The following is a 19,221-nucleotide window of genomic DNA, read 5'->3' on the forward strand; positions in this document are numbered from 1 at the left end:
CGAGCCTGCCCAGGGCGGCTCAAGGAGTACGGTCATGAGCAACAGCATCGAACACGTCAGCTTCCCCAACTTCGGCTGGGACAACGCCGCGGACATCTATCTGCCGGCGGATTTCGACCCGGGCAAGCGCTACCCGGCCATCGTCAGCACCCATCCCATCGGCAGTTGCAAGGAGCAGACCTCCGGCAACATCTACGCCGCCGGGCTGGCCCGGGCCGGGTTTGTGGTCATCGCCTTCGACGCCAGTTTCCAGGGCGCCAGCGGCGGCCAGCCACGCTTTATCGAAGACCCGGCCATTCGCGTGTCGGACATCCGTTTCGCCATCGACTACCTGGTGACCCTGCCTTATGTCGACCCCGAGCGCATCGGTGCCATCGGTGTCTGCGGTGGCGGTGGCTACACCATCCAGGCGGCAATGACCGACTACCGGATCAAGGCCCTGGCCTCCATTACCGGGGTCAACTTCGGCCGCCTGATCCGCGAAGGTTTCAGCAACTTCGATCCGGTCAGCGCCTTGCACGCCATGGCGAAGCAGCGCACCGCCGAGGCCCGGGGCGAGGCGCGTCATGTGATCGACTACCTGCCAGCATCGGTAGTCGAGGCGCAGCAGAACGGCATCAGCGACATCGACGTACTGGAAGCCACCGAGTACTACAAGACCGCCCGGGGCCAGCAGCCAAACGGCGCCACCAGCGGTCTGTTTTCCTTCAATAGCGCGGCCTTTGGCTGGGATGCCTTCCTGCAGGCCGAGGTGCTGCTGACCCAGCCACTGATGGTGGTGGTCGGCGACAAGCCCGGCGGCTTCGGTGCCTACCGCGACGGCCTGGAAATCCATGGCCGCGCGGCCTCCCGGGACAAGCATCTGGTGGTCGCTGAAGGCGGGTCCCACTACGACCTGTACGACCGCGCCGAAACGGTGGCGCTGGCCATGGCGCAATTGGTGCCGTTCTTCCAGCAGCACCTGTAAGGGGAGAGGCAGCCGCCGCTGTCGCCTGGCCGGCGACGGCGGCTTTGTCGCGCCCGGGCGCCAAACCGCTCCCCCGGCAGGCCGCCGGTGAGCAGCAGGCTGGCGAAGCTCAGGGGGTAGGCATTGATGACTCATTGCAGGTCCGTGATGCCGGCATCCATGTCCCGGGCGATGGATTCCAGGGCGACATTGACGATCGAGGTGTCGAGGATCACCACCCCATAGCTCCGGCAAGGGGCGATCAGTACTTGGCGTTGCAGGCGGTGCTTGAGGTCCATGGTGGCGTATTTCCTTTGCCGCAGTGCGGTGCGACTATACGAACCTTTTTGCACACCATGCTTTGGGCTGGATCGAAGTGTGCGGCGAAACCTTCGCCGAGCCGGTGCGGGGGGCATGCTCATCATCCTGTCCGATGGCAGCTCGCTGTCCGCCAGCGCCCTGGCCGAAGCGGCGGGGATGTCACCGCAGACCGCCAGTTCGCATCTGGCCAAGCTGCTGGAGAGCTTTTGCAAGCTGGGCTGGGAGCAGTTGCAGCGCCAGCTGGGTGTCCAGCCGCTGGCCTGAAGCCCTTGTGGCCAGCCAGCGAAAGCCCCTTCAAGCCATTACCCAAGGAATGACGAATGAGCCGCCTGCCCCTGCAACACATCGACCTGAGCCAGGTGACGAGCACCGCTGAATTGCACCTGGTGCTGCGCGATGCCCTGGGCTTTCCCCATTGGTACGGCTGTAACTGGGACGCCTTCTGGGACGCCATTACCGGGCTGGTGGAAATGCCCGAACAGTTGCATATCAGCGGCTGGCAAGCATTGTCCCGGCGCCTGCCCCGGGACGCGCAACTGCTGCTGCAATGCCTGGAGCGGATGAAGGTCCAATACCCGACGCTGGCTGCGGACCTGCTGTTGGAGCCAGCCAAGCCTTAGTCCTGCCTATCGCCGGACGCGCAATTGAGCCACGACGCCGCCTGGCAACGGTTTATTCTTTCCCGAGGCAGTGAACAGCCACCCATGGAGACGCCTGTGAGCATCAAAGACCATCCCGCGGATTACCAGGACCTCAAGCGCGCCGTCGCCTTGCTGGAGTCGCCTTCACTGACGGCGCGCCTGTCCGGGCTGCTGGGTTCGCCCATCGAAAGTGCGGTCAAGGCGCTGCCGGCGGTGGTGGCGAAAAAGATCAACGGCGCGGTGGTGGCGGCCCTGCACAGCTCCGCCGATGCGGCGCTGTGGAGCCTGGACAACGCGCCCAAAAAACCGGCATCGACCTTGCTGCACAAGATGTACGCGGCCACTTCCGGCGCTGTGGGCGGGGCCTTCGGTTTTGCCGCGCTGTTTGTCGAGTTGCCCATTTCCACCACCATCATGATGCGCTCGGTGGCCGATGTGGCCCGCAGCGAAGGCTTCGATCTGGCGGATTTTGCCACCAAGCAGGCCTGCATCGAAGTGTTCGCCATGGGCGGCAACAGCCAGGCCGACGACGCCACGGAAACCGGCTACTACATCACCCGCAGCTTCACCACCCAGGCCATGCAGCAACTGTCCAAGGAGCTGGCGGCCATTGCCGCCAAGCGCGGTGCCGGGGCGGTGGGCAGCTTGTCGCCGGGGCAGGTGGGCAAGTGGCTGGCACTGCTGATCGAGAAAGTCGCCAGCCGTTACGGCGTGACCATCTCCAGCAAGTTCGCGGCCCAGGCGGTGCCGGTGATCGGCGCCTTTACCGGCGCCACCATCAATGCGCTGTTCACCGACTTCTACCAGGACATGGCCCGTGGGCACTTCACCGTCAAGCGCCTGGAGCACAAGTACGGTTTTGAGCAGATCAAGGACGAGTATGCGCAGATCCTGCGCAAGCAGCTGGCAGGCTAGGGCGGTATCCCCATGAGCGACTTTCCCGTTATCCGCACCCCGCGCCTGATCCTCAGGGAACTGTGCCCGGCCGATGTCCCGGCACTGTTCGCGATCCACAGCGACGCCGATGCCATGCAGTGGTTCGGCACCGACCCCATTACCGACTACCCGCAGGCCGAGCAACTGCTGGCGCTGTTTGCCAGCTGGCGCAGCCTGCCCAACCCGGGGACGCGCTGGGCCATCGAACGCCAGAACCAACCGGGCCTGCTGGGCACCTGCGGCCTGTTCAAATGGAACCGGCAGTGGCGCAGCTGCGCCGTCGGTTTCGAGCTGGGGCGTGCGGCGCAAGGGCTGGGGCTGATGACCGAGGCGCTGGAGGCCGTGGTTGGCTGGGGCTTCGAGCATATGGCGCTCAACCGTATCGAGGCCCAGGTGCATCCGCGAAACCTGGCGTCCCTCAGATTGCTGGAGCGGGCGGGCTTTGTCCGCGAAGGGCTTTCACGGCAGGCGGGATACTGGCTGGGGACTCATCATGATCTGGCGCAGTACGGGTTGTTGAGGGCCGACTGGCTCAGTCTGGCGCCGCTCGCCGCAGGTTCTGCGTAGCCCATAGCGCGAATATCAAGCGGGCGCTGGCAGCTCAGCTGTTGCCCGGCGTCGGCGCATCGCTGTCCTCGACGGGCTCCAGGTCGTGGTAGGAGGGGAAGACCTTCCGGTTACTGATCTTCAAGCCTGTCGGTTGCTCGAGCCCGTGGGTCTTACTGGAGTCCCAGGTGCGCCGTTCGCCGCAGTAGGTATGCACCACTTCCGAGTTGTCCCAGAACAGGCGCTCCAGCAGGGCTTCGTACTCGGCCAGCCACGAATCATCGAAGATGTAACTGCCTTTGGGGGAGGTGGCGAAGTGCACCATATGCCCGAAGTAGCAGTGCCCCCGGCTGTTTGGCAGCACGCTGAAAAGCGCCCGGGTGATCTGCGCCCCCGTCACTGGCAGGCTTTGCAGCACCGCACGATTGTGCGCTTCGGCAGCCGGCGAAGGGTCAAAGCAATGGATGTATCCATACAGGTTGCCGCTTGCCGCGCTGATCATCTCCGAGGTCGTGGTCGAGGCTGATGTCTTCGACGCCACCGGCCTTCAGCAGCGCGATCACTTCGTCCGGCCAGTAGGCGCGAACCCAGCCTTGCGGGGTTTGGCGTTCGTCGTCGAGGTAGATTTTCATGGGCCTGTTTACTCTTGCAGATGCAGTTCAAGCATCGGCGTCGTTCGCGATGACATGCAGCACAAGGCTTAGCGAGTCGTCGGTGAGCAGCGGTGGGTGATCCTGATGCCGCTTGTCGATGAAAAAAAGCGCACCCGGCGCTGTTTCAGCGGGCATGGAGAGGCAAGGGTAGAGTCGGTTTTTACTGGCCTCGGCATACTGGATATGAACCTCGCTGTGCTCAATCCAGATCCTGCTCGATTGACCGGAGCAACTCAGGAACAAGGTGCCGAAACTGGATTGCTCCTGCTCCAGCGGCATTGATTGAGACTCGCCGTGCCGGCCTTTGCGAATGGCTCGTGCCATGGCATTGAATGCTTTGGGTGTGCCAAAGAAATGCAGTTCCTGTCCGTTCAGTCTTGCCAGCACGTCAAGTTTCCTTTCATATCGCGTCGGTCAACGCTGGGTCATTGCAACCTGCGCCGGAGCGCTGACAGGACCGCGTCAGCGTGGCAGAGTGGCCTGTCCAGAGGAATGGCGCCGGCTGTTTCAGGTGCCAAGGTGATCGTGCTGGGCACGCCCTGGTCGCAGAGCTGCTGTTGAGCTTGCAACAGGACTCGGCGGCTGCCTGTAAGCCAATGCTTGTTCTGCTCTGACAGCAGTGCAGCGACTTGCGGTGGGTGGTCTTTTACGGTGGATGTCTGGATGAATTTTCGCCCAGTTGTATACCCCGATATTGAGCAATAAGCCATTGCCGGGCTCAAGGTTGCATTGTTTCTCCGGCACTGGATTAGTCCGCCGCACTTGTGTAGAAACGCACCTTCCTTCAACCCGGCACCCGTTGCCACCCCAGGTAGAACCCCATGCGGCCCAACGCCGAACTGCGATTGTTTGCACTGCCCCTGTGCGCTGGCCTGGTCTACGCCGTGATCAAGGGCCTGATCAAGGGCTGGAATGGCACGGAGCTGTTTTCCGGGTTTCTGTTTGGCAGTGTGATCGCCATGGTCCTGGGTATTCCCCTGTTGCTGTGGACTGAGCGGCGCTGCCCGCAGGCCAGGGCGCGCTACCTGTGGATCAGCCTGATCCTGAGCCTGGTGGCCACGGTGCTGGTGCGTACTTCATGGATGCAGCTGTTGCTGCTGCCGCTGGCGGGCGGGCTGGCCCTGGCTGGCCTGTACAGCATGCTGAGCCGTGGAATTGATCAGCTGTCGGTGCCGCCCCATGGGCGAGGGCCGGGCTTGCGGCGGCTGCTGGCGGTGCCGCTGTCGGGGGCGCTGACCCTGGGAGGCGTCGCGGTAGCGCTCTATCCCAAGGGCGCGGAAAGCCTGCCGGTATTCTTGCTGGGGGCCATGATCGGTGCCTGGATCAGCATGCTGGTCAGTTGGCCGGTGCTGTGGCTGGTGGAGCGCTTTCTCGCCACTGGCTGGCGCTATGTGATCGGCGGTGGCCTCAGTGGCGTGCTGATCTGGCTGCTGTCCGGCGCCCCGGGGCTGTTCGCCGGGTCCCTGAAGGGGGCTTCGGGGCTGGACTACTGGATCCCCTTGCTCAACCGTGGGATCTTTCCGTTCCTGCTGCTGGGGCTGCTGGGCGGTGGGCTGTTCACGGTGCTCCACGGCATCGGCCCGCGCCGCCGTCCGGCCGCTTACGACTGAATTAGATTGCCCAAAGGTCCTGCCTGATGAACCTCAGCCCCATCACCCACGTCGCCTTCGAGGATGAAATGCTCTGCCTGAGTTGGGCCGACGGCTTGCGGCTGCGCCAGCCCCTGAGCCGTTACAGCCGGCTGCGGGAGGCCACGCCCGAGCAGCGGGCGGATTTTGCCATCGCACATCGGGGCTGGTCCGTGTCCTGGCCGCACCTGGGCGAGCCGGTGCTCAGTCTCAACGCCATCGACTGGATCTGGGAATGCCTGTGCGATGAGTCCATGGCTCGCCTGAAGGCCCTGGACTGGCAACTGCAGCAACTGCCGGCGGACGACCAGGCCATCGTCGCGCTGTGGCGGCTGGAGGCGGACGGCTACAACGGCGGCTTCCTGCAGTTCTTCTGCAACTGGGGGCAGCAGACCTGCGAGCTAGCGCTCAGCACCCTGGCAGCGATCGGCGCGCGCAACACTCGGGCCCTGGTCAGCCGCCAGCGCCAGCTGATCGCGCACCTGGAAGGCCACCCGCAACTGGAGCAACTGTGGGACATTCCCGGGCTGCTGAGCGACGAGGAACATGAGCTGATCAGTGGCAAACTGGACGAGCAACTGTGGTCGGCGATGGAGGAGGTCCCGGCCTTGGCGGTGAAGTATTTTTACGTTGGCTGAGGGGCCTGGCGCCGTGTTCTAATGCCGCGCCTCGTCTCGGCAAATGGACTTCACCCCATGTCTGAACCCCGCATCCGCGCGCTCGCGCTGTGCATCTTCCATCACCAGGGCAAGATCCTGGTCAATCAGTTCTTTGATGCCGACAAGCAACAGATGCTGTTTCGCCCCCTGGGTGGCGGCATCGACTTTGGCGAGCACAGTGCCCAGGCAATCGTTCGGGAAATACAGGAAGAGCTGGGGCTGTCGATCAACAGCCTGCGCCTGATCGGCACCCTGGAAAGCCTGTTCACCTATGCCGGCAAGCCCGGCCATGAGTTCGTCCAGGTCTACGACGCCCGCTTCGACGACCCGAGTGTCTACCAGCGTGCCCAGCTCGATGCCCGGGAAAGCGATGGCGCGCCCTTCGTGGCCCGCTGGCAGGGCAGCGCCAGCTTCACCGAGCAGACGCCGCTGGTTCCCGCGGGCTTGGCGGACCTGCTCAAGCAGGCGGGCCTGCTTGGCTGACGGGCACTGATGCTGCTTGGTGCCCTGCCGGGCGGGGTGGCCCGGCAGGGCCGCCGGCTCAGAAGTCCCAGCGGGTGCTGAGCATGAAGTTGCGGGGTTCGCCGTAGGCTGCCGAGTTATAGAAACCGACGTTGGTGTAGTAGGACTTGTCGAAGATGTTATTGACGTTGAGGGTCGCCGACAGGTTCTTGGTGATCTGGTAGCGGGTCATCAGGTCCACCAGCCAGTAGGCCTCCTGGGAAATGTCTTCGTTGATCTTGCGCGGCGCGTTGTAGACCGAATACCAGCCCTCGCTCTGCCAGCGCAGGCCGCCACCGACGGTCAGCTTGTCCAGGTCGCCCTTGAGCTTGTAGCTGGTGTAGAGGTTGACCTGGTCCTGCGGCTCGAAGGTGGAGATCTTGTCGCCCTCGTCATCACGCACGATCTTGTGGGTGTAGCCGGCCTGCACTTGCCAGCCCGGGCTCAGTTCGCCGGAAATCTCCAGCTCGTAGCCCTTGGTGACCGCCTTGGCGCCCTTGAAGGCGTAGTTGTCGGGGGGGGGCGACTGGTTGTTGTAGGCATCGTCCGGCACCGAGCGGTTGGTCTCGTGCACTTCGAAGTAGGCCAGGCTGCTGTTGAGGCGGCCTTCGAAGAACTCGCCCTTGAGCCCCAGCTCGTAGTTCTGGCCTTCGTCCGGGTTGAGCAGTTTGCTGTCCTTGTCCTTGTTCCAGCTTTCCTGGGGCATGAAGATATCGGTGTAGCTGGCGTAGATCGAGAAGTGGTCGTCGAGGTCGTAGACCGCGCCGACGTAGGGCACGAAGCGTCCGCTTTCCTTGTAGGACGGGGTCAGGCCGGTGAGGTGATAGTTGACCACGCGCCCGCCCAGAAACAGGTTCAGGTCGTCCATCAGGTTGAGGCGGGTGGTCATGTAGGTGCCGGTCTGGCGCACGGTGTCGTCGGTGCGCTGGGCCGGCAGCCCCCAGATGGGCCGTTCGATCTTGCCGTGCCAGTTGTAGAAGTCCACCACGTTACCCTTGCCCCCGGGGAAGTCCGGGGACCAGTAGCCCTTGCCGGTCCAGCGCGAGTTGGCGATGGAGCCGCCCAGCACCAGTTCATGCTCGCGGCCGAACAGATTGAAGGGGCCGCTCAGGTACAGGTCGGCGGAATCGCTGGTGGTGTCGCCGGTGTACTTCTGTGCGTTGACCTTGGCCGTGCCATCGGTCTGCGGCTCGTCGAACTGGATCGAGCCGAGTTCGGCGTGGTAGCTGTTGATCTTGTGGTCCAGTTGCAGCTTGGTGACCCAGCCATCCCCCAGGTCGTGTTCGAGCATGGCAAAAGCGGTGCGGGTGTATTGCTCCCAGCCGCTCCAGGTCGCGCCGTTGTTGTAGGAGCGCGACATGCTGTTGTGCCCGCCAGTGGCGTTGATCAGCGGGAAGGTGCCGGACCAGCTGGAGCCCTTGGGGATGTTGTCCTGGTAGTCGCCGCCCACGGTCAGCAGGGTGTCGGGGGACAGGTCGAATTCGAGGATGCCGTAGTAGGTCGAGGTCTTGCGCGAATAGTGGTCGAGGAACGACTGCTTGTCCTGGTAGGCCGCCACTGCGCGGCCGCGAACATTGCCGGTTTCGGTCAGCGGCCCGCTGACGTCCAGTTCGCTGCGGTAGTTGTCCCAGGAGCCCATGCCCAGGGAGGCGTGGCCCTGGAACTGGGCGGTGGGCTTCTTGCGCACCAGGTTGATGGTGGCGCCCAGGGAGCCGGCGCCGGTCAGCAGGCCGGTGGCACCCTTGAGCACTTCCACCCGGTCGTAGATGGCCATGTCGCTGAGGGTGTTGCCAGCCGAATAGGCGACGTTGCGCACGGTGGAGGGAATGCCGTCGTACTGGAAGTTGTTGATCGAGAAACCGCGGGCGTAGTAGTTGGTGCGGTCGGTGTCGTAGGCCGAGACGGTGATGCCCGGGGTGTGGCGCATCACGTCGTCGACGTTGTTGAGGCCGAAATCTTCCATGTGCTGCCGGGTGACCACGGTGATCGACTGCGGGGTCTGCCGCGGGGTCAGCACCATGCGGGTCGCCGTGGCGATGGTGCCTGGGGTGTAGGAGCCGCTGCCTTCGGTGACGGTGCCCAACTGGTTGCTGACGATCTGGGTGGCCTCCAGTTCCACGGCCTGGCTGCTCTGGGGCAGGCGGGTCAGCAGCACCGCGTTGGCGCCGTTGCGTTCAAAACCCAGGCCGGTGCCGGCCAGCAGCTTGCCCAGTGCCTGTTCCGCGCTCATGCGCCCGCTGACCCCCGCCGACTCGATCCCCTGGGCCAGTGCCGCGGAGTAGGCGATCTGCAAACCGCTCTGGGTACTCAGTTGGTCCAGGGCATTGGCCAGGGACTGGCGGGCGATGGCAAAACTGTAGGTGGCGGTTGCCTGGTTGTCGGTAGCGGTGGTGGGCTCGACCGCCATCACGGGGTTGCAGGCCAGGCAGATGGCCAGCGCGAGGATGCTGCGGGCCGGGGTGAGTGTTGGAAGGTGCATGGAAGTCCCGTACGAAATAGGAATGATTTGCATAAGCAAACACCCTGACGGGTTGGCCTCGGCAAAGCCGTAAAACTTTTTTTCAGCCCCCCCGGGCAGTGTTTCAGCGCAGTACCAGGATGCCGCCCGGCAGGCGGGTGAGCTCGGTGGCGGTGACTTTGCTCAGGGCCCGGACAATGGCCTGCGGGTCATCGAGCTGGTAGTTGCCGCTGACTTTCTGCTGCGCCGCGTCGGCGTTGAACAGCAGGATCGGTGCGCGATGGTAACGCCGCAGTTCTTGCAGAACCTGGGCCAGGGGTGCGTCCTGGAAGGACAGGCGGCCGTTGATCCAGGCCAGTTGCCGTTCGCTGCCCTCGGGGTTCAGGGGCAGCAACTGGTGGCCCTGCAACTGTTGCCAGTTGCCGGCTTGCAGCAGGCTCTGCTGGCCGTTTTCGTCGGCCAGGCGTACCCGGCCTTCGCGTACGGCCACGGTCACCCCGTCGGCCTGGCGGCTGACGCTGAAGCGGGTGCCGACCACGGTCACCGTGGCGCTGCCGGCCTCGATGGTCAGCGGCCGGGACGGGTCGTGGAAGGCCTCGACATAGAGCTCGCCGCGCAGCAGCTGGATGCGCCGCCGGGCGTTGCTGAAGTCGCTGCTGATGGCGCTGTCGCTGCCCAGCACGATGTGCGAACCATCGGCCAGGTCGAAGCGCTGGAGTTCGCCGACCGCGCTCAGGTGATCGGCCTGCAGGCGCAGTGGCAGGTCGCCGAACCAGCCGGCACCGAGCATCACCAGCACCGTGGCCGCGGCGGCCAGCCAGCGAGTGCGGTGGCGTTTTCTGCGCGGCGTGGCGGGGGCCGGCGCGGCCGGCAGGTCCAGGCCCAGCGCCAGCTGTTCCAGGGCCTGTTCGAAGGCGCTGGCCTGCCACAGGTCTTCCAGGGCGCGGTAGGCCTCGGCGTGCTGCGCATGGCTGTTGCGCCACTGTTCAAAGCGCTGGCGCAGCGGCAGGTTGTGGGTCATGGCCTCACGCTGGGTGAACCAGTAGCTCGCCTGCTCGCGAATGGCGTCGCCGGGAAGGGCGCTGAGGTGTTCAGTCATCGGGGTTCTGCCGGTCGGTGGCTTTGATGCAGGCATTGAGTGCATGGCGCAGGTCCTTTTCCACCGTGCTCAGGGAAACCTGCAAGCGCTGGGCAATCTGGCTTTGCGAAAGATCGTGCAGTTTATGCAAAACCAGGATTTGTTGCTGGCGCTTGGGCAGGGTGGCCAGTACCTGTTGCAGCAAGTGCAACTGCTGCTGGCCCTGGACATGGCTTTCCGGCCCGGGGGCGGCAGTGGGCACTTCGCTGAGCTGGCTGGCGTCGGTGGGCTGGTACTCGAAGCGGCGTTTGCTGCGCTGGCTGCGCAGGTGATCGAAGGCCAGGTACTGGGCGGTCTGATAGAGGAACGGCTGCAAGTGCTCGATGGGGCGGGCGTTGAGCGCCTTGGCCACCCGCAGGTAGGTCTCCTGGGCCAGGTCCTCGGCCAGGTTGGCGCACCCCACCACCCGCGCAAGCATGCGGATCAGCCCCCCGCGCTGTGCAATGAACAGCGCGCTGAGTTGTTGCTGGTCGTCTCCGGTTTCCATCGCCCACTGCTCCCACTACCTGATACGGCTCAGCGTGAATGGCTGGGCATTCTAATGAGAATTCTTATCATTACCAGCGAATTTCCACGGAAGCCTTGTCCTGGGCCTTGTGCAGGGCTTGCGGCACCAGGGAATGATTCGCGCGGCCCATGGTCGATTCAACATGGCCCCCGGTGACCCGTTCGCTCCCCCTCGACGCGCCATTGTGCCGGCCATGCTGCAACCGGTTGCGCCGCTCTGCCGCCAGGTACGTTCAGGGGCGGCGCTGGCAGGGGGTAAAGGTTTTTCGGGAAGGATCGATCATGCGCTGGATTGTCAGGACCCTGTGTTTTGCCTTGTTGTTGCCCGCAGCCCAGCTCTGGGCCGCCGACCCGCAGCCGGCGGTCCAGGCCGCTGCCCAGGACAAGGCCCAGGCGCTGGAGCAGAAAGCCGCGGACAAGGAGAGCCCGAAGGCCGAGCCCCAGGCCGTACCCATCACCAAGACCGAAGTGCAGGCCGTGGACCCGGCCGGCCAGGCCCCGGTGGACGACGCCATCACGTGCCTGTCGCGGACCATCTACTGGGAAGCCAAGGGCGGTGAAAGCGCCGATATGGAGGCCGTGGCCAATGTGGTTCTGAACCGCCTGGGCCATGAGGGTTTTCCCGGGACGGTGTGCGAAGTGGTCAAGCAGGGTTCGGAAAAAAGCCCCTGCCAGTTCTCCTGGTGGTGCGATGGCCGGCCCGACCAGGTGGAAGAAGAGGGCCGCTACACCATCGCCAAGGAAATTGCCCGCAAGGCGCTGAACCAGCAGCTCAAGGACCGTACCGGCGGCGCTCTGTTCTTTCACGACCGCAGTGTGTCGCCGGACTGGTCCCGGGCCTATATCAAGACCACCGAGATCGGCAGCTTCAGCTTCTACAAACCCAAGGACGTCGCGGCGCGCTAGTGGCGTGGGTTTGAGTCGTGGGTACGGGCCTGGTTGTCCTGGCGTAGCCAGCGTTTGCCGAGGCTGGTCAGCCGATGGCGGATGGGCTGGCTGAACATTTTTTGCGAGACCTGGTGCAGCAGGCTTTCGCACAGCTCGCGATCCAGCGGGAAGCCGGCTTCCAGCCATGCCACAGCACAGTGCTCCCAGTGTTCGGAGCCGGACCCCAGGGCGCTCAGCAGCAACTGGCGCAGGCACAGCGGTTCACCCGGCGGGGGCTCTATCCTGAGCCCGGCGAGGGCGCCAGGCAGGTCGGCCGCGACCGATTCGTAGGGGCGTTCAAGCAACGGCAGGAGCCAGACGTAGCTGAAGTGCCGGGTCATGACAGGGGCATTCCTCTGGGTGCGGCGTGGCTTATTGCACTTGGTCGAACTGATCGGTGATTGCATACCAGTCGGCCTTCATGGCCACGCAGTAATGCTGTTGCCTGGGGGCTGCGAAGGGCGTGTCCAGGGTGGCAATGGCGATGGAAATCCACTGGCGATATTCGCCCTGGATGTCCTGCCAGAACAACGAAGAGCCGCAGTGGCAGCAGAACTGGCGCAGCACGCCAGGGGAGGATTCGTACACCTTGAGCGCCGATCTCTGGTCGCGGATTTCCAGATTCGCACGCGGCGTACTGGCGTAGGAAGCAAAGGCCGCGCCGTGGCCCTTCTGGCACTTGTGGCAATGGCAGTGGGTGACGGCTTTCAGCGCGCCGCACACTTGGTAAGTCACCGCGCCGCACAGGCAACTGCCTTGATGCTGGTTTTGCATGGTCAGGGTTTCCGAAGTTTCAGGGCCAGCATTGCCGCGAGTGGGTGAACCCTTTATAAAACGCCGGCTGCTGATCGCAGCAGCTGCCCAGGAACCCGACCCGCAAGGAGCGACATAGTGAGTCAATCGCCTCATCCCCTCAACACCTGCATAGGGCGCGTGCGCCTGCCGGGTCTCGCCGGCCTGTTGCTGGCGCTGGCCGGCTGCGGCGCCCTGACCGATGTGCGGTCCTTTTCCACGCCCTATTCCACGCCGCCGGGTGGCGAAACCGTGCGCCTGCGGGTGATCAGCGACGGCATGGTGCGCGGTGTGCCCAGGTCCGACTGTGTGGATTTCCGCCTGCCCGGTGCCGGGGTCGTGGTGGCTGCCCGGGACGGCTACGCCAACCGTAACGGTGAAAGCCTGGGCATGGCGGCGCCGCAGACTCCCGCAGTGCCCGGTACCCGGACCGAAGTGCTGGTGCCGGCCGGGCAGCCCATGGCGTTCCACTACCTGGGCAACCAGTGCTACAACCTGTTCAGCTTCGTGCCCAAGGCAGGCATGGACTACCAGCTGGAAGCCTCGGGGATGTACAAGTGCGCGGTGATGCTCAAGCAGGCGCCGCTTGGCTCGAAGGAATATGCTGCGGCCCCGTTGAAAGACAGCAAGCTGTGCCGGGTGACGGACAACCTGTAACGCCCCGGACCTGAACCCGGGCAGAGGAGAGAGGCACCATGCAGGCCTTGGAAAACCGCATTCCACCCCCCCTTGTCGCGGTCCTGTTCGCCGTGTTGATGGGGCTGCTTGCGCGCGGCTTGCCGGGCCTGGATCCGGGCTTGGGCACACGCCTGTTGCTGGCGCTGCCGCTGGTGATGGCCGGGCTGCTGTTTGTCCTGGCCGGAGGGCTTGCCTTTCGCCGGGCCAAGACCACGGTCAACCCGCTGAAGCCCGCCAGCGCCTCGGCCCTGGTCACCTCGGGGATCTACCAGTACACACGCAACCCGATGTATGTCGGCTTTGCCCTGTGGCTGCTGGCCTGGGGGCTGTACCTGGCCTCGCCCCTGGTGCTGCTCGGCGTGCTGGGGTTCGTCCTGTACATGAACCGCTTTCAGATCTACCCCGAAGAACGGGCGCTCGGGCAGTTGTTCGGGGCTGATTTTGCGGCGTATCGCCAGCGTGTGCGGCGCTGGCTTTAGGCGGTACGGCTGTTCAAGCCGCCACTTGCGCCTGCAGTTGCAACTGGCCATCCACTTCGCGGGTCAGGCCGCTGGCGACGAACAGCGGTACCAGCAATTTGTGCAGTTGGGGGTCGACGAATTCCTTGACCGTTGCCAGGTCCAGATCGCCGCTCGCCGGCAGCTCGGCCTTGGTGAAGGACAGCCAGGCTTTCTTCAGGGCCTGCAGCACATCGCTGCCGGCGGTGGAGGCGAAGCGCCGGTTGGCCACCCGGCCGGCGAAGTTGAAGGTGTGCTGGTAGTCGTAGCCGCTCTCGTCACCCTGGCTGGCGACGCAGCGACCACAGGAGCAGGGGCCATCGGCGAAGGCCGCGCGCAGGTAGCTGTTGAAATCGACGATGGGCTTGAGGGCCAGGCGCTTGTCGACTTCGAACAGGTCCCCGGTCATTTTTGCTTCACTGCTCAAGGTCATTTTCCTCACTGTCAGGCGGTGTATTTCTCAAGGGGCGCACCATACCAGCCGGATCGGCCCAGGGGTACTTTTCTGGCATTGTCCGCGGCTTGAGAGAGGGGGGACATCTGCTAGGATCCATCGGCTTTTATGGCGGGGCGACGGGCAGCACCCGGCCCCTGTGTCTTGATCTCATCGAGGAACACCCATGTCGATCTACGCAATCACTGTTCCCTGTTTTGCCCAGATGCTGCGCGCCCTGGAGGGCTTTCTCGCCAAGGGCGAAGAGCAGGCCAGGGAGCGGGGGTTCGAACCCCAGGTGCTGTTGCAGTCGCGGCTGGCACCGGACATGTATGACCTGGCGGCCCAGGTGCGTTTTGCCTGCACCCAGGCCCGGGAAGCGGTACAGCGCCTGAGCGGGCAGCCTGTGACTGCATTGCAGGCGCCGGCCGGTATGGCCGAGGCCAGGGCACTGATCGAAGACACCCTGGCGTTCCTGGCGGCGGCGGACCGCGAGCTGATCGACAGCAGTGGCCAGCGGGCCATCGCCATCGAGCTGCACAACGGTATTGCCTTCGACATGAACGGCGAGGAGTTCGCGCGCAACTGGGCGACGCCGCAGTTCTATTTCCACCTGGTCACGGCCTACAACATCCTGCGGCACAACGGTGTGCCTCTGGGCAAGGCCGATTATGCCCAGCACATGTTCGCCTACCTGCGCCAACCGCAAGAAGCCTAACCGCGCCAGCCGCAGACTCCCCGGCCAGCGTCAGGTCAACGCCGATGGCCGCATCACCCGGCGCTCCAGGCCCTACAGCGCCGGCCGCGGCAACTGCACCCATTCCTGCACTGCCGGCCGTTGCCACTGGCGCCGGGCATAGGCCACCAGGTTCGCCGGTACCGGGTCACCGTTGAGGATCAGCCGGTTGAGCATCAGCGCCAGGTCGACATCGGCGATCGACCACTGGCCGCACAGGAAGTCGCGGCCATCCGCCAATAGCTCCTGCGCGGCCTCCACCAGGGTGTTAGCCGCCGCTTGGGCCTGGGGCGACAGCGGTTCGCCCTTGCAGCCGTAGAACACCACCAGGGTCGTGCGCTCCTGGCGGATCGGCAGCAGATCGCTGCGCAGCCAGGCCTGGACCTGGCGGGCCTTGGCACGCTGGCGCAGGTCCTGGGGATAGACCGGGTTGTGCGGGAACAGCTGTTCCAGGTATTCAGCGATGGCCGAGGATTCGGACAGGGCAAAATCGTCCAGCACCAGGGTCGGCACGCGCTGGGTCAGGGACAGGCGGGTGTAGGCCGGCTCGCGGTTCTGCGCGGCGTCCAGGTCCAGGGGCAGCAGGTCGAAGTCGATACCCTTTTCCCGCAGCACCACGAACACGGACAGGGCATAGGGGCTGGTGAACTGGGCATCGACGTACAGGCGCGGGCGGGAAGCGGTCACGGCGGTCTCTCCAAGGGGGGAGCGCCCACGCTAGGAGATCCTGGTCGATAAATAAAATGCAGGTTTTTTATCCGTGCATTCCTCGTAGGAATACTGGCGTTTCGGCCTCCGTGCGCGATGCAGCCGTGGCGATGCGGTTCTGGAGTCGCGGGCGGGCGTCGGAGGCGGACCGGGGCGTGCAGCAGTGGCTGTGCAGTCGCCAGCGTCGGTTATCGAGCCGGTCCACGGGGTGCGGAAAAACCCGGCTTCAGCGCGTTGCAGTTGATCGACTGGCGTCAGCGACGGGTGCGCCTGTGCCGCGCGAGTGGCCAGCATTGGCAGGCACATTGCCTTGATCGAGAAGGCAAAGTACTGGCCCCGGGCAGTCTGAAGTGTCGCCAAAATCACTTTATTTTCAGGTGGTTAGGTGACCGCAAAATGCGCCATGTGTTGATTACGCTGACTTCGTTTGCCCTGTTGGGCGGGGCTTCTGCGGCCCAGGCCCGGGAGCTGGCGGCCAATGACCGATATATCTGCAGCTGGGGGGCGGGCACTGCCGCCAGGGCCCAGGAATTGAAGTTGTCCGGGGTGTCGCTGTATGCGGCGCGGCAGAAGATCCAGACCTACAAGTTCAGCAAGGGCTGGATGCGCATGATGGCCCTGGGCATTACCGAGCAGACCTACGACAGCCCCTCGCGGATCAAGCCCGAGGCATTGCGCAAAAGCTTTAACGAGGATTGCCTGAGGTATAAGTTGGCTCGCCGCTGAGGGGGGCGCAGATCTGCACCGGGTCGTAGGCCTGTAGCTGGCCCGGGCCGCTCCGGGCAGGAGCCTGAAGGGCGCGCGGCCTCCTGCGGCAGTGTCTGATCTGCCTGTTTGATCATGAATGGAACTTGTGATCATCGCGATTAAAATGAGTTTGTCTCACCAAGTGCCGAGTGCCGACAATGGCTCCCATCAAACACAGGGGAGTTGCATGTCATGGCTTTGGCCCATTCTCTAGGATTTCCGCGCATTGGCCGCGACCGTGAACTGAAGAAAGCGCAAGAGGCGTTCTGGAAGGGCGAACTCGACGAAGCCGGCCTGCGCGCCGTGGGCCGTGATCTGCGCAAGACTCACTGGGAGCTGCAGAAAAACGCCGGTATCGACCTGCTGCCCGTGGGCGATTTCGCCTGGTACGACCAGGTTCTGACCCATTCCCTGATGTTCGGCGTGATTCCCCAGCGTTTCCGTCCGCAGAATGGCCCAGCCACCCTGCAGACCCTGTTCGGCATGGCGCGTGGCGTCAGCGACGGCTGCTGCGGCGGTGCCCACGCCCAGGAAATGACCAAGTGGTTCGACACCAACTACCACTACCTGGTGCCTGAATTCGGCGCCGACCAGCAATTCCAGCTGGGCTGGGAGCAGCTCTTCGAAGAGGTCGAGGAGGCCCGGGCCCTGGGGCACGCCGTCAAGCCGGTGTTGATCGGCCCGCTGACCTACCTGTGGTTGGGAAAGGCCAAGGGCGCAGAGTTCGACAAGCTGGAGCTGTTGGACCGCCTGCTGCCGCTGTACGGCCAGATCTGCCAGCGCCTGGCGGCCCAGGGCGTGGAGTGGGTGCAGATCGACGAGCCGATCCTGGTGCTGGACCTGCCCCAGGATTGGAAAAACGCGTTCGAACGCGCCTACAACCAGATCCAGCGCGAGCCGCTGAAAAAACTCCTGGCGACCTATTTCGGTGGCCTGGAAGAGAATCTCGGCCTGGCCGCGAACCTGCCGGTCGATGGCCTGCACATCGACCTGGTGCGTGCTCCCGAGCAGTACCCGACCATCCTCGATCGCCTGCCGGCCTACAAGGTGCTGTCACTGGGCCTGGTCAATGGGCGTAACGTCTGGCGCTGCGACCTGGAAAAAGCCCTGGCCACCCTGCAGCACGCCCATGAGCGTCTGGGGGAGCGCCTGTGGGTGGCGCCTTCCTGCTCGCTGTTGCACAGCCCGGTGGACCTGGACCGTGAAGACCAGCTGGACGCCGAGCTCAAGAGCTGGCTGGCCTTCGCCGTGCAGAAATGTCAGGAAGTGGCGGTACTGGCCCAGGCGGTGAACCAGCCGCAGGCCCAGGCGGTGCTCAAGGCACTGGAGCAGAGCCGCGCCGTACAGGCCAGCCGCGCGGCCTCGCCGCGCATCCACAAACCGGCGGTACAGGCTCGGGTAGCGGCCATCACCCCCAAGGACAGCCAGCGGCGCTCGGCCTTCACCCAGCGTATCGCCAAGCAGCGCGCCGGCCTCGACCTGCCGCTGTTCCCCACCACCACCATCGGTTCGTTTCCGCAGACCGCCTCGATCCGCCTGGCACGCCAGTCGTTCAAGCAGGGCAAGCTGAGCCTCGCCGAATATACCGAAGCCATGCACAGCGAAATCCGCCACGCGGTGCTGGTGCAGGAACGCCTGGGTCTGGACGTGCTGGTGCACGGCGAGGCCGAGCGCAACGACATGGTCGAGTACTTCGCCGAGCAGTTGGACGGCTATGTGTTCACTCGTTTCGGCTGGGTGCAGAGTTACGGTTCCCGGTGCGTCAAGCCGGCGCTGATCTTCGGTGACCTGAGCCGCCCCAATGCCATGACCGTGGAGTGGATCCGCTACGCTCAGGGCCTGACCGACAAGGTGATGAAGGGCATGCTCACCGGCCCGGTGACCATGCTGATGTGGTCTTTCCCGCGCGAAGATGTGAGCCGCGAAGTGCAGGCCCGGCAACTGGCCCTGGCGATCCGCGACGAAGTGCTGGACCTGGAAGCCGCCGGCATCAGGATCGTGCAGATCGACGAAGCCGCGTTCCGTGAAGGCTTGCCGCTGCGCCGGGCGCAGTGGCAGCACTACCTGGACTGGGCCACCGAAGTGTTCCGCCTGTGCGCCTCTGGCGTGCGTGATGAAACCCAGATCCACACCCATATGTGCTACAGCGAATTCAACGATGTGATCGAGTCCATCGCCGCCATGGATGCGGACGTCATCACCATCGAGACCTCGCGTTCGGACATGGAACTGCTGGACGCCTTCAAAGCCTTCGCCTACCCGAACGAGATCGGCCCGGGCGTCTATGACATCCACTCGCCACGGGTGCCGGATGCCTCGGAAATGGCCAACCTGCTGCGCAAGGCCGCCCAGCGCATTCCTGCCGAGCGCCTGTGGGTCAACCCGGACTGCGGCCTGAAGACCCGCGGCTGGCCGGAAACCGAAGCAGCCCTGGTGCACATGGTCACCGCGGCCCGTCAGTTGCGTAAAGAACTGGCCTGATCGGCCAACCCCGCAACCGGAGCACGTCGGCGTGCTCCGGTTTTCTGCTTCCAGCATGGCATCGGGGGCAAGTGGTGCGAGGGCGAGCAAGCAGGTAGCGGAGGCCGGCGCGGCGCATCTGATCCGTATTTTTCTTGCGCATCTGCGTCTGTTATCAGAACAGCCATGGTTTGAAAATGGCGCGCCCGGCCGGCTTTACGGCTGGAGACCGGGCCCGCTGCACCGCATACCTACTGTTCAGGAGGCCTGATGACTAAGATGGCGTTTTTCTTGTTTGGATTTTTAGCC

General features: G+C 64.3%; 25 protein-coding genes. 14 read left to right on the top strand and 11 right to left on the bottom strand.

Going from position 1 to position 19,221, the window contains the following annotated elements:
* The first annotated feature begins 34 nt into the window (after positions 1–34).
* Positions 35–967: an alpha/beta hydrolase gene (locus AC07R1_RS01680; RefSeq protein ID WP_495110023.1), complete on the top strand. Its 933-nt coding sequence runs from the start codon at positions 35–37 to the stop codon at positions 965–967.
* Between the two features lie 131 nt (positions 968–1,098).
* Here AC07R1_RS01680 and AC07R1_RS01685 read toward each other — a convergent pair whose 3' ends face one another.
* A complete protein-coding gene (locus tag AC07R1_RS01685; protein WP_143061828.1) occupies positions 1,099–1,245 on the bottom strand; it encodes an MFS transporter in 147 nt (48 codons plus the stop codon).
* Between the two features lie 115 nt (positions 1,246–1,360).
* On the opposite strand from AC07R1_RS01685, the gene AC07R1_RS01690 reads away from it, so the two are divergent.
* The 4 genes from AC07R1_RS01690 (at position 1,361) to AC07R1_RS01705 (ending at position 3,411) form a co-directional block, all read left to right on the top strand.
* Positions 1,361–1,531, top strand: coding sequence for a winged helix-turn-helix transcriptional regulator (locus tag AC07R1_RS01690; RefSeq protein WP_162865003.1), 171 nt, complete (start codon positions 1,361–1,363; stop codon positions 1,529–1,531).
* Between the two features lie 56 nt (positions 1,532–1,587).
* The gene (locus AC07R1_RS01695; RefSeq protein ID WP_011060681.1) at positions 1,588–1,887 is read left to right on the top strand and encodes a barstar family protein; all 300 of its coding nucleotides are present in this window, start codon (positions 1,588–1,590) and stop codon (positions 1,885–1,887) included.
* A gap of 84 nt (positions 1,888–1,971) precedes the next feature.
* A complete protein-coding gene (locus tag AC07R1_RS01700; protein WP_093409056.1) occupies positions 1,972–2,823 on the top strand; it encodes an EcsC family protein in 852 nt (283 codons plus the stop codon).
* Positions 2,824–2,835: 12 nt separating this feature from the next.
* Positions 2,836–3,411, top strand: a complete 576-nt coding sequence (locus AC07R1_RS01705; RefSeq protein WP_495110024.1) for a GNAT family N-acetyltransferase — start codon at positions 2,836–2,838, stop codon at positions 3,409–3,411.
* Between the two features lie 34 nt (positions 3,412–3,445).
* On the opposite strand, the gene AC07R1_RS01710 is transcribed toward AC07R1_RS01705, so the two are convergent.
* The 3 genes from AC07R1_RS01710 to AC07R1_RS01720 are packed head-to-tail and all read right to left on the bottom strand — an operon-like array spanning position 3,446 to position 4,430.
* On the bottom strand, positions 3,446–3,892 hold the full coding sequence (locus tag AC07R1_RS01710) for a hypothetical protein (protein ID WP_145714032.1): 447 nt from the start codon (positions 3,890–3,892) through the stop codon (positions 3,446–3,448).
* Entirely contained in the window at positions 3,843–4,022 is a 180-nt protein-coding gene (locus AC07R1_RS01715) for a cyclic-phosphate processing receiver domain-containing protein (protein WP_495110025.1), read from the bottom strand. Before AC07R1_RS01715 ends, AC07R1_RS01710 begins: the two co-directional genes overlap by 50 nt.
* A 27-nt stretch (positions 4,023–4,049) precedes the next feature.
* Positions 4,050–4,430: a hypothetical protein gene (locus tag AC07R1_RS01720; RefSeq protein WP_145714026.1), complete on the bottom strand. Its 381-nt coding sequence runs from the start codon at positions 4,428–4,430 to the stop codon at positions 4,050–4,052.
* 434 nt (positions 4,431–4,864) lie between these two features.
* Here AC07R1_RS01720 and AC07R1_RS01725 point away from each other — a divergent pair, with 434 nt between their 5' ends.
* The 3 genes from AC07R1_RS01725 to AC07R1_RS01735 are packed head-to-tail and all read left to right on the top strand — an operon-like array spanning position 4,865 to position 6,813.
* A complete protein-coding gene (locus AC07R1_RS01725) occupies positions 4,865–5,653 on the top strand; it encodes a hypothetical protein (protein WP_495110026.1) in 789 nt (262 codons plus the stop codon).
* 26 nt (positions 5,654–5,679) lie between these two features.
* Entirely contained in the window at positions 5,680–6,309 is a 630-nt protein-coding gene (locus AC07R1_RS01730) for a DMP19 family protein (RefSeq protein ID WP_495110027.1), read from the top strand.
* Positions 6,310–6,366: 57 nt separating this feature from the next.
* Positions 6,367–6,813, top strand: a complete 447-nt coding sequence (locus AC07R1_RS01735) for an NUDIX hydrolase (protein WP_169893659.1) — start codon at positions 6,367–6,369, stop codon at positions 6,811–6,813.
* Positions 6,814–6,871: 58 nt separating this feature from the next.
* On the opposite strand, the gene AC07R1_RS01740 is transcribed toward AC07R1_RS01735, so the two are convergent.
* From AC07R1_RS01740 to AC07R1_RS01750, 3 genes are all read right to left on the bottom strand, one after another.
* The gene (locus AC07R1_RS01740) at positions 6,872–9,343 is read right to left on the bottom strand and encodes a TonB-dependent siderophore receptor (protein ID WP_495110028.1); all 2,472 of its coding nucleotides are present in this window, start codon (positions 9,341–9,343) and stop codon (positions 6,872–6,874) included.
* 70 nt (positions 9,344–9,413) lie between these two features.
* Entirely contained in the window at positions 9,414–10,388 is a 975-nt protein-coding gene (locus AC07R1_RS01745; RefSeq protein ID WP_123431002.1) for a FecR family protein, read from the bottom strand.
* Entirely contained in the window at positions 10,381–10,914 is a 534-nt protein-coding gene (locus tag AC07R1_RS01750) for an RNA polymerase sigma factor (protein ID WP_011060692.1), read from the bottom strand. Before AC07R1_RS01750 ends, AC07R1_RS01745 begins: the two co-directional genes overlap by 8 nt.
* Positions 10,915–11,216: 302 nt before the next feature.
* Between AC07R1_RS01750 and AC07R1_RS01755 the strand changes: the two genes are divergently transcribed.
* Entirely contained in the window at positions 11,217–11,840 is a 624-nt protein-coding gene (locus AC07R1_RS01755) for a cell wall hydrolase (RefSeq protein WP_495110029.1), read from the top strand.
* Here AC07R1_RS01755 and AC07R1_RS01760 read toward each other — a convergent pair.
* Together AC07R1_RS01760 and AC07R1_RS01765 are read right to left on the bottom strand one after the other, a co-directional pair.
* Positions 11,837–12,202: a hypothetical protein gene (locus tag AC07R1_RS01760; protein ID WP_019094996.1), complete on the bottom strand. Its 366-nt coding sequence runs from the start codon at positions 12,200–12,202 to the stop codon at positions 11,837–11,839. The two genes, AC07R1_RS01755 and AC07R1_RS01760, sit on opposite strands and share 4 nt — an antisense overlap.
* A gap of 31 nt (positions 12,203–12,233) precedes the next feature.
* The gene (locus tag AC07R1_RS01765) at positions 12,234–12,635 is read right to left on the bottom strand and encodes a GFA family protein (RefSeq protein ID WP_401154721.1); all 402 of its coding nucleotides are present in this window, start codon (positions 12,633–12,635) and stop codon (positions 12,234–12,236) included.
* Positions 12,636–12,752: 117 nt separating this feature from the next.
* On the opposite strand from AC07R1_RS01765, the gene AC07R1_RS01770 reads away from it, so the two are divergent.
* Both AC07R1_RS01770 and AC07R1_RS01775 read left to right on the top strand, forming a co-directional pair.
* Positions 12,753–13,310, top strand: a complete 558-nt coding sequence (locus AC07R1_RS01770) for a hypothetical protein (RefSeq protein ID WP_019094995.1) — start codon at positions 12,753–12,755, stop codon at positions 13,308–13,310.
* 38 nt (positions 13,311–13,348) lie between these two features.
* A complete protein-coding gene (locus AC07R1_RS01775) occupies positions 13,349–13,810 on the top strand; it encodes a methyltransferase family protein (RefSeq protein WP_011060697.1) in 462 nt (153 codons plus the stop codon).
* Between the two features lie 13 nt (positions 13,811–13,823).
* On the opposite strand, the gene AC07R1_RS01780 is transcribed toward AC07R1_RS01775, so the two are convergent.
* Positions 13,824–14,261: a hypothetical protein gene (locus AC07R1_RS01780; RefSeq protein ID WP_019094994.1), complete on the bottom strand. Its 438-nt coding sequence runs from the start codon at positions 14,259–14,261 to the stop codon at positions 13,824–13,826.
* 187 nt (positions 14,262–14,448) lie between these two features.
* On the opposite strand from AC07R1_RS01780, the gene AC07R1_RS01785 reads away from it, so the two are divergent.
* Positions 14,449–14,979, top strand: a complete 531-nt coding sequence (locus tag AC07R1_RS01785; protein ID WP_011060699.1) for a DUF1993 domain-containing protein — start codon at positions 14,449–14,451, stop codon at positions 14,977–14,979.
* A 72-nt stretch (positions 14,980–15,051) separates the two neighbouring features.
* Here AC07R1_RS01785 and yfcF read toward each other — a convergent pair whose 3' ends face one another.
* On the bottom strand, positions 15,052–15,684 hold the full coding sequence (gene yfcF / locus AC07R1_RS01790; RefSeq protein WP_495110030.1) for a glutathione transferase: 633 nt from the start codon (positions 15,682–15,684) through the stop codon (positions 15,052–15,054).
* A 417-nt stretch (positions 15,685–16,101) separates the two neighbouring features.
* Here yfcF and AC07R1_RS01795 point away from each other — a divergent pair, with 417 nt between their 5' ends.
* Positions 16,102–16,431, top strand: a complete 330-nt coding sequence (locus tag AC07R1_RS01795; protein ID WP_019094991.1) for a hypothetical protein — start codon at positions 16,102–16,104, stop codon at positions 16,429–16,431.
* A gap of 213 nt (positions 16,432–16,644) precedes the next feature.
* Positions 16,645–18,933, top strand: a complete 2,289-nt coding sequence (metE, locus tag AC07R1_RS01800) for a 5-methyltetrahydropteroyltriglutamate--homocysteine S-methyltransferase (protein ID WP_495110031.1) — start codon at positions 16,645–16,647, stop codon at positions 18,931–18,933.
* Positions 18,934–19,221 lie beyond the last annotated feature (288 nt).

It is taken from the genome of Pseudomonas sp. GW821-FHT07F01 (genome assembly GCF_059418825.1).

Coding starts and splice junctions, on each gene's coding strand:
- AC07R1_RS01680 (WP_495110023.1), top strand. CDS start 35: ATGAGCAACAGCATCGAACACGTCAGCTTCCCCAACTTCGGCTGGGAC.
- AC07R1_RS01685 (WP_143061828.1), bottom strand. CDS start 1,245: ATGGACCTCAAGCACCGCCTGCAACGCCAAGTACTGATCGCCCCTTGC.
- AC07R1_RS01690 (WP_162865003.1), top strand. CDS start 1,361: ATGCTCATCATCCTGTCCGATGGCAGCTCGCTGTCCGCCAGCGCCCTG.
- AC07R1_RS01695 (WP_011060681.1), top strand. CDS start 1,588: ATGAGCCGCCTGCCCCTGCAACACATCGACCTGAGCCAGGTGACGAGC.
- AC07R1_RS01700 (WP_093409056.1), top strand. CDS start 1,972: ATGGAGACGCCTGTGAGCATCAAAGACCATCCCGCGGATTACCAGGAC.
- AC07R1_RS01705 (WP_495110024.1), top strand. CDS start 2,836: ATGAGCGACTTTCCCGTTATCCGCACCCCGCGCCTGATCCTCAGGGAA.
- AC07R1_RS01710 (WP_145714032.1), bottom strand. CDS start 3,892: ATGATCAGCGCGGCAAGCGGCAACCTGTATGGATACATCCATTGCTTT.
- AC07R1_RS01715 (WP_495110025.1), bottom strand. CDS start 4,022: ATGAAAATCTACCTCGACGACGAACGCCAAACCCCGCAAGGCTGGGTT.
- AC07R1_RS01725 (WP_495110026.1), top strand. CDS start 4,865: ATGCGGCCCAACGCCGAACTGCGATTGTTTGCACTGCCCCTGTGCGCT.
- AC07R1_RS01730 (WP_495110027.1), top strand. CDS start 5,680: ATGAACCTCAGCCCCATCACCCACGTCGCCTTCGAGGATGAAATGCTC.
- AC07R1_RS01735 (WP_169893659.1), top strand. CDS start 6,367: ATGTCTGAACCCCGCATCCGCGCGCTCGCGCTGTGCATCTTCCATCAC.
- AC07R1_RS01740 (WP_495110028.1), bottom strand. CDS start 9,343: ATGCAAATCATTCCTATTTCGTACGGGACTTCCATGCACCTTCCAACA.
- AC07R1_RS01745 (WP_123431002.1), bottom strand. CDS start 10,388: ATGACTGAACACCTCAGCGCCCTTCCCGGCGACGCCATTCGCGAGCAG.
- AC07R1_RS01750 (WP_011060692.1), bottom strand. CDS start 10,914: ATGGAAACCGGAGACGACCAGCAACAACTCAGCGCGCTGTTCATTGCA.
- AC07R1_RS01755 (WP_495110029.1), top strand. CDS start 11,217: ATGCGCTGGATTGTCAGGACCCTGTGTTTTGCCTTGTTGTTGCCCGCA.
- AC07R1_RS01760 (WP_019094996.1), bottom strand. CDS start 12,202: ATGACCCGGCACTTCAGCTACGTCTGGCTCCTGCCGTTGCTTGAACGC.
- AC07R1_RS01765 (WP_401154721.1), bottom strand. CDS start 12,635: ATGCAAAACCAGCATCAAGGCAGTTGCCTGTGCGGCGCGGTGACTTAC.
- AC07R1_RS01775 (WP_011060697.1), top strand. CDS start 13,349: ATGCAGGCCTTGGAAAACCGCATTCCACCCCCCCTTGTCGCGGTCCTG.
- AC07R1_RS01780 (WP_019094994.1), bottom strand. CDS start 14,261: ATGACCTTGAGCAGTGAAGCAAAAATGACCGGGGACCTGTTCGAAGTC.
- AC07R1_RS01785 (WP_011060699.1), top strand. CDS start 14,449: ATGTCGATCTACGCAATCACTGTTCCCTGTTTTGCCCAGATGCTGCGC.
- AC07R1_RS01795 (WP_019094991.1), top strand. CDS start 16,102: ATGCGCCATGTGTTGATTACGCTGACTTCGTTTGCCCTGTTGGGCGGG.
- metE (WP_495110031.1), top strand. CDS start 16,645: ATGGCTTTGGCCCATTCTCTAGGATTTCCGCGCATTGGCCGCGACCGT.